At 70.5% G+C, this 15126-nt stretch carries 8 protein-coding genes; 4 read left to right on the top strand and 4 right to left on the bottom strand.

The window, feature by feature from the left end:
- Positions 1 to 30: 30 nt before the first annotated feature.
- From FY030_RS03165 to FY030_RS03150, 4 genes are all read right to left on the bottom strand, one after another.
- Complete coding sequence (locus tag FY030_RS03165) at positions 31 to 804, bottom strand: hypothetical protein (RefSeq protein WP_158060249.1); 774 nt, start codon at positions 802 to 804, stop codon at positions 31 to 33.
- A 1-nt stretch (position 805) separates the two neighbouring features.
- A complete protein-coding gene (locus FY030_RS03160; protein WP_158060248.1) occupies positions 806 to 1162 on the bottom strand; it encodes a PadR family transcriptional regulator in 357 nt (118 codons plus the stop codon).
- 250 nt (positions 1163 to 1412) lie between these two features.
- On the bottom strand, positions 1413 to 2213 hold the full coding sequence (locus FY030_RS03155) for an enoyl-CoA hydratase/isomerase family protein (RefSeq protein WP_158060247.1): 801 nt from the start codon (positions 2211 to 2213) through the stop codon (positions 1413 to 1415).
- The gene (locus tag FY030_RS03150) at positions 2210 to 2815 is read right to left on the bottom strand and encodes a hypothetical protein (RefSeq protein ID WP_192498698.1); all 606 of its coding nucleotides are present in this window, start codon (positions 2813 to 2815) and stop codon (positions 2210 to 2212) included. Before FY030_RS03150 ends, FY030_RS03155 begins: the two co-directional genes overlap by 4 nt.
- A gap of 71 nt (positions 2816 to 2886) precedes the next feature.
- Here FY030_RS03150 and glgX point away from each other — a divergent pair, with 71 nt between their 5' ends.
- Genes glgX through glgB form a run of 4 tightly spaced genes read left to right on the top strand, consistent with a single transcriptional unit; the run spans position 2887 to position 15083 of the window.
- Positions 2887 to 5124: a glycogen debranching protein GlgX gene (gene glgX, locus FY030_RS03145; RefSeq protein ID WP_158060246.1), complete on the top strand. Its 2238-nt coding sequence runs from the start codon at positions 2887 to 2889 to the stop codon at positions 5122 to 5124.
- A gap of 44 nt (positions 5125 to 5168) precedes the next feature.
- Positions 5169 to 7256, top strand: coding sequence for a maltotransferase domain-containing protein (locus tag FY030_RS03140; RefSeq protein WP_158060245.1), 2088 nt, complete (start codon positions 5169 to 5171; stop codon positions 7254 to 7256).
- 13 nt (positions 7257 to 7269) lie between these two features.
- On the top strand, positions 7270 to 9006 hold the full coding sequence (gene treS, locus FY030_RS03135) for a maltose alpha-D-glucosyltransferase (protein WP_158060244.1): 1737 nt from the start codon (positions 7270 to 7272) through the stop codon (positions 9004 to 9006).
- Positions 9006 to 15083 (top strand): 1,4-alpha-glucan branching protein GlgB, encoded by a 6078-nt coding sequence (gene glgB, locus FY030_RS03130; RefSeq protein ID WP_158060243.1) that lies wholly within the window; start codon positions 9006 to 9008, stop codon positions 15081 to 15083. The genes treS and glgB overlap by 1 nt, the downstream gene beginning before the upstream one ends.
- Positions 15084 to 15126 lie beyond the last annotated feature (43 nt).

Here is a 15126-nt window from a genome sequence, read left to right as displayed (position 1 = left end):
CCTGGGGGGCGCCGCCTCAAGGAGGGGGAGTCAGGTGACGATGAGGTGCAGGACCCAGGTGAAGATGAACAACCCCAGGGTCATGAGCGGGAAGATGAGCACCGCGGCCATCCGTGACTTCGTGGTCACCGTAGGGGCCTGACCCGGTGCGGTGACCTGGTCCAGGCCGGCTGGCTCCTCGACCCAGCTCAGGAGCACGCTCGCGGTGAGCGAGAGGACGCCGGCGACGCCGACCGCTAGCGCGGGCAGCTCGAAGAGCGGCTCGTCGAGCGCGATGTGGAGCCCTACCAAGCCACCGACCAGCAGGGCCGGGACCGGCAGCGCGAGCCATCGGTGCTCGACCAGCATGCGGAGAGTGGCAGTGAAGAAGAGTGTGCTGGCCAGCAGGATGAGGACCGCCAAGCCCACCAGCTCCCCGGTCGTGACCCCGATCGGCTCGCCGTCGAGCCAGCTGCCGAAGGCGCGCACGCTGAGCAGCATCCCGGCCAGGCCCAGCAGGGTGCTGGCCACCGTCGCCGCACTGACGCTCCAGCCACGAGCGGCAGTGCCCGTCGCAGCCGCGACCTCCCTGGCGTAGGTCTTGGCCTCGCCGAAGGCGTCCTGCGCCTTCTCACCGGACTCGGCCACGTGGCTCTCGACAGTCATCAGCGCATCGCCGATGGCCTCGCCGGGGAGCGAGCGCAGCCGAAGCTCGATGATGAAGTCGTCGCGCCAGGCCTTCTCGACGCTGGGTGCGATAGCACCCGGGTCGCCAAAGATTCGCTCGACCATCGGTCCGGTGGCTCGCGTGGCCTTGGAATTCATGTCAGTTCCTCCCCGTCGTCTGCGCCAGGGCCTCGTCGGTCAGGCTGCGCGTGGTGGTGGTGAAGTCGACCCAGCGAGCGGACTGCTCGCCGGCCTCTGCACGTCCCTGCTCGGTCAGGGCGTAGAACTTGCGGCCGGGGCCGCCTTCGCCGGGTCGCCAGTCCACCTCGACGTGCCCTGCCTCCTCAAGACGGCCGAGCAGCGGGTAGAGGGTGCCCCCCTTGACGGTGCCCAGGCCAGCCTCAGCCAGGCGTTGGGTGATCGCGTAGCCGTAGCTGGGCCCGTCGAGCAGGATGCGCAGCACGCACACCCCGAGCACTCCGCGCAGCCACTCGCTCGGCCACTGTTCCGTGTTCATGACTAGATCGTATATCTGACTAGTAAGATAAGTCAACTAGTGGGACCGCTACCTACCGCCTCGCATAGCGCACGCATTACGGCACAGGACACGCCACAGGGCGCGACAGGACACGTGACAGGGACCGACTGAGCACGCGAAACGGGCCATACCCAGATGGCATGGCCCGTCTCGCGTGTCCCTCTCGAGACTTATCGCGTGTTCTGTCGCGCCCTGTGGCGTGTTCTGTGGGGACTTTTCGCGCGTCCGGTCAGCGACCTTCGAAGGTCGCCTTGCCCGGGCCCTCCTTGACGAAGGAGGTCATCCCGATCTCGCGGTCCTGGGTGGCGAAGACGCCGGCAAACTGCATCGCCTCGATCGCCAGGCCGGTCGCGAGGTCCCCGTCGAGGCCGCGGTCGATGGTCTCCTTGGCGGCGCGGAGGGCGAAGGCCGGCCCGTGCACGTAGCGCTGGGCCATCTCCACCGCGGTCGCGTACGCCTCGCCGGGCTCGGCGACCTTGTCCACCAGACCGATCTCCTGGGCCTCGGCGGCATCGATCATCCGACCGGTGTAGACGAGGTCCTTGGCCTTACTGACCCCGACCAGGCGGGCCAGCCGCTGGGTGCCGCCGGCGCCGGGGATGACGCCCAGCAGGATCTCCGGCTGCCCGAGCTTGGCATCAGCGGCAGCGACCCGGAAGTCGGCGCACATGGCCAGCTCGTTGCCGGCGCCCAGGGCGTAGCCCTCGATGGCGGCGATGACCGGCTTGGGGATCCGGGCGACCTGCGTGAAGCAGTCTTGGATGATGCTCGCGCGCTGCACCATGTCGGTGTAGCCCATCGTCTGCATCTCCTTGATGTCCGCCCCGGCGGCGAAGACCTTCTCCCCCCCGTAGATCACCACTGCCGCAACCTCGTCGTCGGCCGTGACGATTCGGGCGGCCTCCGCCAGGGCGTCCTGCACCTCGATCGACAGCGGGTTCATCTTGGGCCGGTCGATGCGGATCGTGGCGATGCCAGAGTCGACCTCGACCCGGACGAACTCGCTGGCCGTCTGAACCGTCCGGCTCACGCCCGCCCCTCCGGCTCCCCACTGGTGTCGGAGCCGGTCTGGCCGCCGGCAGCGTCGTCTCCGGCGCCCTGCTGCCCCTGGGACCCGATCGACAGCCAGGGACCGACCTCGGTGCCCTCGGGCGCGTCGGCGGGCAGCTCCGGCTCCTCGCCCCGCTCGACGGCCGCCTTGGCGATGACGTTGCGGTGCCACAACTGGAGCGCCTGCAGGATCAGCCCGGTCGCGATCTGGACCTTGGCCTTCGGCGGCTCCTGGCGGGCGATGATCTGCTCGACGGCGAGCACCAGGTTGCCGTTGGCGATGCCAGCCTTGACCAGGTTGACCCCCAGGGTGACGTCGTTGCAGCCGTTCAGACGGGTGGCCAGGTCCTCCGGCACGGTGCCGGCGATCTGCCACTGGCCGAAGAGGCGCATGATGTCGAACTGGTCGCCCTGGATCACCTTGACGAAGAGCTTCTGGCCGCGAACCTCGAAGGCGACGTCGCCCTGCGGGTCGAGGTTGGGCGACATCTGCAGGTCCTGCAGCGCATCCAGCACCCGCCCGGTGAGGGGGTGCTCCTCGGGCGGAGGGGGAAAGTTCGGGAGTGCGGTGGGATCGCTCATACCCCCAACGTAACCGACTCCCCGTCAGCCCCGCGAAGCCCGGCCGGCCTCCCCGCCTAGGCTTGGGGGTCATGCCACCCCTGAGCCGTCCGCGCCGCAGCACGGACCGTCCCCCTCCCTTGGGGCTGACCCGCACCGAGGCGGGACCCGAGCTTGCGGTGCTGGCCCGGCACGCAACGTCGGTGGAGGTGGAGATCTTCGGCCCCGACGGTGCGCACGCCGTGACGGTCCCGCTGACCCGCAACGCCTACGGCATCTGGTGGGACAGCGTGCCGCAGCTGACCCCAGGGACCCGCTACGGGCTGCGGGTGCACGGTCCGTGGGCACCGGATCAGGGCCACCGGCACAATCCGGCCAAGCTCCTCCTGGACCCCTACGCCGGTGCGGTCGAGGGCGAGGTCAGCTGGGTCCCGGAGGTCTACGGCCACCGGGTCGACCGCCACCGCGGAGGGGGTCACCTCGCCGGCGACCCGGTCGTGCGCGACGAGCGCGACTCGGCGCCCTACGTGCCGCGTTCGGTGGTCGTTGACCATGACGGCTTCGACTGGGCCGGGGACATCCTGCCCCGCGTGCCCTGGACCGACACGGTGATCTACGAGGCGCACGTGCGGGGCCTGACGATGCGTCACCCCGACGTGCCGCCCGAGCTGCGCGGCACCTACGCCGGGCTGGCCCACCCGGCGGTGGTAGAGCACCTGGTGCAGCTGGGGGTGACCACCGTCGAGCTGCTGCCGGTGCACGCCTTCACCTCCGAGCCGGCCCTGGTCCGGCGAGGGCTGAGCAACTACTGGGGATACAACACGCTCGGCTTCTTCGCCCCCCACGCTCGGTATGCGGCGGCGCAGGACCCCCAAGGCGTCGTGGACGAGGTGAAGGGCGCGGTGCGTGCCCTGCACGCCGCCGGGCTGGAGGTCATCCTCGACGTCGTCTACAACCACACAGCTGAGCAGGGCAGCGGGGAGGGACCCACGCTGTCCTGGCGCGGCCTGGACAACCACAGCTACTACCGGCTGGATGCCCGGGGCCGCGACGTCGACGTGACCGGCTGCGGCAACACCGTGGACCTGCGCGAGCCGATGGTGGCGCGCATGGTGCTGGACTCGTTGCGCCATTGGGTGGAGCGCTACCACGTCGACGGCTTCCGGTTCGACCTCGCGCCCGCCCTGGCCCGGGGCCGGGACGACGCCTACGACCGCGACCACCCCTTCCACGTCGCCCTGCAGACCGACCCGGTCCTCTCGCGGGTCAAGCTCATCGCCGAGCCGTGGGACGTCGGCGTCCACGGCTGGCGCACGGGCCAGTTCCCCGGGCCCATGGCCGAGTGGAACGACCGCTACCGCGACGGCGTGCGCAGCTTCTGGCTCTCGGACGTCGGTCGGGCGCTGAACGGGGCGCCGGGGCAGGGCATCCGCGACCTGGCCACCCGGCTGGCGGGCTCGGCGGACCTGTTCAGCCATGACGACCGCGGCCCGACGGCCTCGATCAACTACGCCGCCAGCCACGACGGCTTCACTCTCGCCGACCTCACTGCCTACGAGCAGCGGCACAACTACGCCAACGGCGAGGACAACCGGGACGGGCACGGCGACAACCGGTCCTTCAACCACGGCGTCGAGGGATCGAGCACCGACCCTGTGGTTCTGACCTCCCGCGAACGCTCCGTGCGCAACCTGCTGGCGACGGTCCTGCTCTCCACCGGCGTCCCCATGCTGCTGGGCGGTGATGAGCTCGGCCGCACCCAGGAGGGCAACAACAATGCCTACTGCCAGGACAACCCCATCACCTGGGTGGACTGGCAGCTGGAGCCGTGGCAGCGGGAGCTCCTGGCCGACGCCCGCACCCTGACCGCGCTACGCCGCGAGCTGGCCGTGCTGCGCCCGCCCGAGTTCCCGCTCCACCAGGCCGTGCCCGGACGGACCCGGCTGCGCTGGTATGACGAGCACGGTCAGCAGGTGAACGAGCAGGGTTGGCAGGACCCCAGGCGCCGCACGGTCGTCGCCGTCTACGACTCCCTCCACCAGGACTTCGACGGCCTGGGCGGCAGCGACGCCACCGGCACCCCGCCCCAGGTGGTTGCGCTGGTGCTGCACGCCGGGCCGGACCGCATCGGGGTGACCCTGCCGGTCCTCGAGCGAGTGCTCGACTGGACCGTGCGCTGGAGCAGCGAGCGCCCGGTCAGCGAGGACGGCAAGGAGGGGCAGGCCCCCGACCCGCAGCAGCCGCTCAGGGAAGGGCAGACCCGCTCCACCGGGGCCACCTCTTTCACGGTCCTGGTGGGCCGGGTCGACCCCGCTACGCCGGGACGCTGACGACCGCGTGGTCCGGATCGTCCCGTCCGGGTAGCGTGGGGCGCGTGACCGAGCACTCGACCACGTCTGCCCAGCCCGCGTCGTCCCCACCCGCCCCGGACCGCTCCGTCCTGGCCCTGCTCGGACAGGAGCCGATCGACCGCATTCCCGTCCTGGATGTCGAGCCCATCGTCGACGGTGGACGACGACCCACCAAGTCCGTCGTCGGGGAGCTGTTCACCCTCTCCGCCACCGTCTTCCGCGAGGGTCACGACGCCGTCAACGCGACGGCCGTGCTCGTCGACCCCGACGGGCAGGAGCGCCACGTCCCCATGGTCAGCACCAACCCCGGCCTGTCCCACTGGCGCACGGTGGTGCATGCCGATCGAGAGGGGGTCTGGGGCTTTCGTGTCGAGGGGTGGTCCGACCCCTATGGCACGTGGGAGCACGACGGCACCATCAAGGTCCGCGCCGGGGTGGACGTCGATCTGATGCTGGAGGAGGGCGCCCGGGTCCTGGAGCGGGCGGTCGAGGAGGTCGACCACACCGACGAGGACCGGACCGTCCTCAAGGAGGCCATCGACCTGCTGCGCCGCAGCTCACTGCCCGCCGAGGAGCGCCTGCAGGCCGGCATCGACCCCCGGGTCCGGGAGGTGATGGCCAGCAGCCCGCTGCGCGACGCGGTGAGCGCGAGCCCGACCTACACCTGGTGGGTGGAGCGACCCCTGGCCCTCACCGGCGCCTGGTACGAGATCTTCCCTCGGTCCGAGGGCGCGACCCACGACCCGGAGACCGGGTTGTGGACCACCGGCACCTTCGCGACCGCGTCCGAGCGGCTGCCAGGCATCGCCGAGATGGGCTTCGACGTGGTCTACCTCACCCCGGTGCACCCCATCGGCACGACGAACCGCAAGGGCCGCAACAACAGCCTGACCACCGAGGAGCACGACCCTGGTTCGCCCTATGCGATCGGGTCCCCCGACGGCGGCCACGACGCGCTGCACCCGGAGCTTGGCGACTGGGAGGACTTCGACGCCTTCGTCGCCCGCGCGGAGGACGAGGGGCTGCATGTCGCCCTCGACCTGGCCCTGCAGGCCTCCCCCGACCACCCGTGGGCCAGCGAGCACCCGGAGTTCTTCACCACCCGAGCTGACGGCACCATCGCCTACGCGGAGAATCCCCCGAAGAAGTACCAGGACATCTACCCGCTCAACTTCGACAACGCCCCCGACAGCATCTACGCCGAGGTACGCCGGGTGGTGCAGGTCTGGATCGACCACGGAGTCAAGATCTTCCGCGTCGACAACCCACACACCAAGCCGGTGGAGTTCTGGCAGTGGCTCATCGCCGACGTGGCGGTGGACCACCCGGAGGTCATCTGGCTCTCCGAGGCGTTCACCAAGCCGATGATGATGCGCACCCTGGCCAAGGTCGGGTTCCAGCAGTCCTACACCTACTACGCCTGGCGCAACACCGCCGAGGAGCTGCGGGAGTACGTCACCGAGCTGGCCACCGAGACCGCGCCGTACATGCGCCCCAGCTTCTGGCCCACCACCCACGACATCCTGACCCCCTACATGCAGGTCGGCGGGGTCACCGCCCACCTGGTCCGTTCGACCCTCGCCGCGACCCTGGTGCCCACCTACGGCATCTACGCCGGCTTCGAGCATGTCGAGAACGTCCCACGGCCCGGCGCCGAGGAGCACATCGACAACGAGAAGTACGAGTACAAGGACCGCAGGTGGGGCGAGGCTGTGCCGGGCCGCGAGGACCTCACCGGGTGGTTGACCCTGCTGAACCGGATCCGCCGCGAGCACCCCAGCTTGCACTGGCTGCGCAACATCACCTTCCACGACGCCGACAACGAGAACCTCCTCGTCTTCTCCAAGCACGGCGGCGGCGCGGACGACGGATCGGCCCAGGACACGATCATCGTCGTGGCCAACCTCGACCCCTTCGGCATCCACGGTTCCCGGCTGCACCTGGACCTCAGCGCGCTGGGGCTGGGCCTGGGCGAGCAACCCGGCCAGCGCTTCCGCGCCCACGACCTGGTGACCGGCGCGGACTGGATCTGGGACGAGACGCCGTACGTCGAGCTCGGCCCGGGCTACGGGCGGGAGCCCGTCCACATCGTCCACGCGACCACGGCTTGAGAAAAGGAGCACGATGCGCGGGCTGAACCTGCACCAGCCGGGCCTGAAGCACGACCCCGACTGGTTCCGCAAGGCTGTCTTCTACGAGGTGCTCGTCCGAGCCTTCGACGACTCCGACGGCTCCGGGTCCGGCGACTTCACCGGCCTGATCAACCGCCTCGACTACCTGCAGTGGCTGGGGGTGGACTGTCTGTGGATCCCCCCGTTCTACGCCTCCCCCCTGCGCGACGGCGGGTATGACGTGGCCGACTACACGGCGGTACTGCCCGAGTTCGGCACGCTGCCAGACTTCCGCGAGCTGATCAGCCAGGCGCACGAGCGGGGCATCCGGATCATCACCGACCTGGTGATGAACCACACCAGCGACCAGCACGCCTGGTTCCAGGCCAGCCGGTCCGACCCGGAGGGGCCGTACGGCCACTTCTACGTCTGGTCCGACACCGACGAGAAGTATGCCGACGCCCGGATCATCTTCGTCGACACCGAGACCTCGAACTGGACCTTCGACCCGGTCCGGCGGCAGTTCTTCTGGCACCGGTTCTTCTCCCACCAACCCGACCTCAACTTCGAGAACCCGGCCGTCCAGGAGGCCATGTTCGACGTCGTCCGGTTCTGGATGGACCTGGGCATCGATGGTTTCCGCCTGGATGCGGTGCCCTACCTCTTCGAGGAGGAGGGGACCAACTGCGAGAACCTGCCCAGGACGCACGAGTTCCTCGCCGAGCTGCGGGCCATGGTCGACGCGGAGTACCCGGGCCGGGTGCTGCTGGCTGAGGCCAACCAGATGCCCGCCGAGGTCGTCGACTACTACGGCACGGAGGAGGCTCCCGAGTGCCACATGTGCTTCCACTTCCCGGTCATGCCGCGGCTGTTCTACGCCCTCCGGGAGGAGAAGGCCGAGCCGATCATCCGGGTGATGGACGAGACACCGCCGATCCCCCCGGGCACGCAGTGGGGCACCTTCCTGCGCAACCACGACGAGCTGACCCTGGAGATGGTCAGCGCCGAGGAGCGGGCGGCGATGTACGGCTGGTACGCCCCCGATCCGAGGATGCGCGCCAACATCGGCATCCGACGCCGCCTGGCGCCATTGCTGGACAACTCCCGCAGCGAGCTGGAGCTGATCAACGCCCTGCTGCTGTCCCTGCCTGGCTCACCGTGCCTGTACTACGGCGATGAGATCGGGATGGGCGACAACATCTGGCTCACCGACCGGGACGCGGTTCGTACCCCGATGCAGTGGACCCCCGACCGCAACGCCGGTTTCTCCACCGCGGACCCGGGCAAGCTCTACCTGCCTGTGGTCGGCTCGCTGGTGTACCACTACAACAACGTCAACGTCGAGGCCCAGATGGCCAGCGGTGCATCGCTGCTGCACTGGACCCGGGGGATGTTGCACGTGCGCTCAACCCACGAGGTCTTCGGGGTGGGCGACTACGTCCCCTGCGAGGCGGACAACGACACGGTGCTGGCCTTCTGCCGGATGATGCCCGAGACCGAGCAGAGCGAGCAGCGCGAGGGCGTGCCCGCGGTGCTGTGCATCAACAATCTGTCCTCCCGGCCTCAGGCGGCGACCGTGGTCCTGCCCGAGCAGTTCAAGGGCGCTGAGGTCCAGGACCTGTTCGGCGGCCAGGGCTTCGTGGACGTCACCCCCGAGGGCACGATCACGCTCACCCTGGGGTCTCGCGGCTTCTACTGGCTCGGCCTGACCCCCTCGACCCCCGTGACCCCCGCCACCGAGGAGTCCTGATGCCCACCCTGACGCCGCCGTTCGAGGAGTTCCTGCCGGACTGGGTCGCACGCCAGCGGTGGTTCCGTGGCAAGACCGCCGGCGGTCCGCCGCGGCTGCGTCGGATCGGCTCGGTGCGGTGGGAGGACCCGCTGGGCGAGGTCGGTCTCGAGGACCACATCGTCATCGACGAGTCCGGCCCGGAGCCGGTGGTCTATCAGATCCCGCTGTCCTACCGGGCCGAGGCGGTGGCGTTCATGTCCGCCGGGCTCGTCGGCACCGCGGAGCACAGCGAGCTGGGCACCCGCTACGTCTACGACGCCACCCATGACCCGGTCTTCGCCCAGGTGCTGCTGCAGCACATGTATGCCGGCACCGACGTGCCCTCGGCGCACGCGCGGAGGCTGGCCGCGCACGACACCGTGCCTGCCCTGCGCACCGCGCAGGTGCTCACCGGCGAGCAGTCCAACACCTCGATCATGGTGCAGCTGCACCGGGAGGGGGACCCGGTCATCATCAAGGTCTTCCGGGTCCTGGCCGACGGAGACAACCCGGACGTGGTCGTCCAGGCCGCCATCAGCGACACCGGTTCCCGCCAGGTGCCGAGCCCGCTCGGCTACGTCGAGGGTCGCTGGTCGACCGACGACGGCGAGGCCCGGGGACACCTGGTCTTCGCCCAGGAGTTCCTGCCCGACACCCGGGACGCCTGGCAAGGCGCGCTGGAGGCCTGCCGTGACGAGGCAGACTTCACCGCTGCTGCCCACACCCTCGGGGCGGCGACGGCGGCAGTCCACCGCGCCCTCCGCGAGGCCTTCGGCACCACCGAGCCCGACGACGAGCGCCGCCGCACCCTCGTCACGCAGATGCGCCGCCGGGCCGAGGCGGCCTACGCCGACGCGCCCGAGCTGGCGCAGGTGGCTGCGCAGGTCGAGGCGGTCTACGCGCGCCTGGAGTCGCAGCCCCTGCCGACCCTGCAGCGCATCCACGGCGACTACCACCTGGGTCAGGTGCTGCAGGTGCCCGACCGGGGCTGGGTGCTCCTGGACTTCGAGGGCGAGCCCCTGCGCCCGCTGCCTGAGCGCACGGCCCCCGACCTGACGCTGCGTGACGTGGCCGGCATGCTTCGCTCCTTCGACTATGCCGCGGCATCCGTCTCCCTGACCGGGGAGCGCGCCGGGTGGGCTCGCGCGGCCCGTCAGGCCTTCGTCGAGGGGTATGCCGAGGAGTCCGGTGAGGACGTGTCGGCCCAGCAGGACGTGCTGGACGCCCTGGAGCTGGACAAGGCGCTCTACGAGGCCAGCTACGAGGCTCGCAACCGCCCTGACTGGCTTGCGATCCCCGTCGCCGCGGTCCACCGCCTGGTGGCCGGCGCGGTCCAGGTAGCGCCGGGGCCGGACTCCGGCGCCGAGCACACGGCTGCGCGCGAGACGCCCACCGACCCCCCGACAGGGTCCGCGGCGGCGCCGCTGAGCGACGCAGCACCTGTTGAGACCAGCTCGACACCCGGCGCCCAGAGCACCAGCCAGGACGATGCCGACGATGCCGTCCCCACCGAGGACTCTGACGACCTCGGTGCGACCGAGCAGGTTCAGACCCAGCAGACCCAGCAGACCCACGAGACCCAGGGCACCGAGGAGGCTTCAGTGGCTGTCGATGAGCGCACCGGCGACGAGGCCCAGATCCCCGATGCCAGCATCCCCGACGACGACTACGGGTCCAGCCTGATCGAGATGGAGCACGTCCATCAGACCGTGGCCCATCCCGGCGACCGGGCTCTGGCCAGCGGCGGCGTCCCGCACGCGCCCGTCGCACCACCGCGCGGCGCGTTCGACCTGGAGCTGCCGCCCCTGGCGCCTGTCGGTCACCGGCCCGGGGAGAGCGCCGGCACCGCCGCGGCAGGAACCGAGGGCAGGACCCTGACCTCGGGCGAGCTGCGCGCCCTGAGCGCCTCCGGCTGGTCCGGCGTCGTGGACCTCGACCCCGCCGCCTCGCGGGACCGGGCCTGGCAGGACGCCATCGGGTCCCCCGATGTCGTCACCGGCCGCACGGTCGGTGGCGCTGCCTCCGGCGACAGCGCCGACGAGGACGGTGGGGCAAGCGACGTCCGGGCCGGCACCAAGGTCACGCGCCGGCCGCTGGAGGGGCCGAGCGAGCCCTCGGCACCGCATACCCGGCCCCTGGACCTGGAGGAGGCGACCGACGTCGTCCACGGTTTGCACCGCAACCCGCACGCGCTGCTGGGCGCCCACCCGCACGAGGGACACGTCACGATCCGCACCCTGCAGCCCGAGGCGGAGGCGGTCGAGGTGGTCCTGGGCCAGGGGCGCACCGTCTCGATGACCCACGAGACCGGCGGCATCTGGGTGGCGGTGATCCCCGAGCCGGAGGTCCCGGCCTACCGGTTGCAGGTGGCCGGCTCGGAGGGCGCACGGCTGGTCGACGAGGCCTACCGGCACACCTCCAGCCTGGGCGAGACCGATCTGCACCTCATCGGCGAGGGCCGGCACGAGGAGCTCTGGCGGGCGCTGGGATCGCACGTCATGACCGTGCGCGACGAGCTCGGACCGGTGACCGGCACCCGCTTCGCCGTGTGGGCGCCTCACGCGCTGGCCGTGCACGTCATCGGTGACTTCAACGGGTGGAACGGCAACACGCACGCCCTGCGCGCGCACGACAGCGTCGGGGTCTGGGAGCTCTTCGTGCCCGGTGTGCGCGAGGGCGCCCACTACAAGTACGACATCACCGGTCCGGACGGGGTGCGGCGGGCCAAGGCCGACCCGATGGCACGGGCCAGCGAGGTGCCGCCCTTCAACAACTCGGTGGTCACCGTCAGCCGCCACCGGTGGAGCGACGGGGACGCGGCCTGGATGAGGCGGCGGTCGGAGAACAATATCCACCACGGCCCGATGAGCATCTACGAGATGCACCTGGGCAGCTGGCGACAGGGGCTGTCCTACGAGCAGCTGGCCGACGAGCTGGTGGACTACGTGGCCGACCTGGGCTTCACGCACGTGGAGTTCATGCCGGTCATGCAGCACCCCTACGGTGGGTCGTGGGGCTACCACGTCACCGGCTACTTCGCCGCGGACAGCCGGTTCGGGCACGAGGACGGGCTGCGCTACCTCATCGACCGGCTGCACTGCGCCGGGATCGGCGTCATCCTCGACTGGGTGCCGGGGCACTTCGCCACCGACCCCTGGGCGCTGGCCAGGTTCGACGGGACCCCCATCTACGAGCACCCTGACCCGCGCAAGGGCTGGCACTCGGAGTGGGGCTCCTACATCTTCGACTTCGGCCACCCCCAGGTGCGCAACTTCCTTGTCGCCAACGCCACCTACTGGCTGGAGGAGTTCCACGCCGACGGGCTGCGGGTGGACGGCGTGGCCTCGATGCTCTACCTGGACTACTCGCGCCAGCCGGGCCAGTGGGTGCCCAACCGTTACGGCGGCCGGGAGAACCTGGAGGCGGTCGCCCTGCTGCAGGAGACCAATGCCACCGCCTACCGCCGCAGCCCCGGCGTGGTGATGATCGCCGAGGAGTCCACCTCCTGGCCCGGGGTCACCGCCCCCGTGGACGAGGGCGGACTGGGCTTTGGCTTCAAGTGGAACATGGGCTGGATGCACGACACCCTCGACTACCTGGGGCAGAGTCCGTATGCCCGTGCGCACCACCACCACACGATGACCTTCTCGATGGTCTACGCCTTCGGCGAGAAGTACATCCTGCCGATCAGCCACGACGAGGTCGTGCACGGCAAGGGCTCGCTGGTGCGCAAGATGGCCGGTGACGCCTGGCAGAAGTTCGCCACCATGCGCGCCTTCCTGGCCTACCAGTGGAGCCACCCGGGCAAGCAGCTGCTCTTCATGGGCACCGAGTTCGGCCAGGTGCGCGAGTGGGCCGACCAGGCCTCGCTGTCCTGGGAGCTGACGCAGCGGCCCGAGCACGCGGGCGTGCTGGCCCTGGTCCGCGACCTTAACCGGCTCTACCACGAGCTGCCGGCGCTGTGGCAGATCGACCACCACGAAGACGGCTTCCGCTGGCTGGACGCCAACGACGCCTCGCGCAACCTCTACTCCTACCTGCGCTGGGGTGACGAGGGGCCGGACGGGTTGCGGCCGGCCGTGGTCGTGCTGGTCAACTTCAGCGGCGTCACCCAGCACCAGGTGCACGTCGGCCTGCCCTACGGCGGACGCTGGCACGAGGCCCTCAACACCGACGCCGAGGTCTACGGCGGGTCCGGGCAGGGCAACATGGGTTACGTCCAGGCCTACGACCACCCCCACCAGCACCAGCCGTTCTCGGCTCTGGTGACCGTGCCGCCGATGGGCGCGATCTATCTCGTGCCCGACCCGGAGCCCGAGGCTGCGACGGTGGACGAGGAGGGCGCCCTCGAGCCGGGCAGCGCCGAGGGGGCAGCCTCGGAGGACAGCCCGACGCGGCACGCGCGGGCGGGGCAGCCGGCCAGGTCTGAGGACCTCGTCGACGTGGCTCAGCTGTTGGCCGCCTACACCGAGATCGTGCCTGACCCGGACGACGTCGACCAGCAGGTCGCCTTCGGCACCTCGGGCCACCGGGGCAGCGCGCTGGACGGGGCCTTTAACGAGCAGCACATCCTGGCCACCACCCAGGCGATCTGCGACTACCGCCGCGACCAGGGCACCGACGGGCCACTCTTCCTCGGCCGGGACACCCACGCCCTGTCCGAGCCGGCCTGGCGCAGCGCGCTGGAGGTCCTCATCGGCAACGGGGTGGACGTGCACATCGACAGCGGTGAGGGCTACACGCCCACCCCCGCGGTGTCCCGGGCAATCCTGCAGCACAACCGGGAGACGCCCGACGCGCAGGGTGAGGCTGACGGCATCGTGGTCACCCCCTCCCACAACCCGCCGCGCGACGGTGGCTTCAAGTACAACCCGCCGCACGGTGGACCGGCAGACACCGACGCCACCAGCTGGATCGCCGACCGCGCCAACGAGCTGCTGCGGGCCGGGCTGGACGAGGTCCAACGGGTCCCCTTCGAGCAGGCCCACACCCGCGCCGCCGGCTACGACTTCATGGGCGAGTACGTCCGGGCCCTGCCCCGCGTCATCGACCTGGACGCGATCCGCGAGGCAGGGGTGCGGATCGGGGCCGACCCGCTCGGCGGTGCCGCCGTCGACTACTGGGGTGCGATCGCCCAGGAGCACGGTCTGGACCTGACCGTCGTCAACCCGGACGTGGACCCCACCTGGCGGTTCATGACCCTGGACTGGGATGGCAAGATCCGGATGGACTGCTCCTCACCCGACGCCATGGCCTCGCTCATCGAGGTCATGCGCGGCGAGCAGGGTGGACAGCCGCGCTTTGACGTGGCCACGGGCAACGACGCGGACGCCGACCGGCACGGGATCGTCACCCCGGACGCGGGGCTGATGAACCCCAACCACTACCTGGCGGTAGCCATCGACTACCTCTACGGCGGCGCCCGCCCCGACTGGCCGCAGGACATCGCGATCGGCAAGACGCTGGTCAGCTCCTCGATGATCGACAAGGTGGCCCAGAGCCTGGGCCAGCAGCTCATCGAGGTGCCGGTCGGCTTCAAGTGGTTCGTCCCGGGCCTGCTCGACGGCTCGGTCGGCTTCGGTGGTGAGGAGTCCGCCGGCGCCTCGTTCCTGTGCCGGGACGGGTCGGTGTGGTCCACCGACAAGGACGGGATCATCCTGGCGCTACTGGCGGCCGAGATCATCGCGCGCACCGGGCGCACGCCCTCCCAGCGGTATGCCGAGCTGGTCGCCGAGCACGGTGACCCGGCCTACGCGCGGGTCGACGCGCCTGCGGGCCGCGAGCAGAAGGGCCGCCTGAAGAAGCTGTCCGCGCGGGACATCAGCGCCACCGAGCTGGCCGGCGAGCAGATCACCGCCGTCCTCACCGAGGCGCCCGGGAACGACGCTGCCATCGGTGGGGTCAAGGTCGCCACCGAGCACGCGTGGTTCGCCGCCCGGCCGTCCGGGACCGAGGACGTCTACAAGATCTACGCCGAGAGCTTCCGCGGGCCCGAGCACCTCGCCCAGGTCCAGGCAGAGGCCCAGCAGGTGGTCGACCAGGCGCTGCGCGGCTGACCACCGCAGGCGGCGCCCGCGGCTGACCACCCGGGAGCGGCGG

The organism is Ornithinimicrobium pratense, assembly GCF_008843165.1.
Taxonomy (GTDB): domain Bacteria; phylum Actinomycetota; class Actinomycetes; order Actinomycetales; family Dermatophilaceae; genus Ornithinicoccus; species Ornithinicoccus pratensis.
This window is presented reverse-complemented; position numbering and strand designations above follow the sequence as displayed.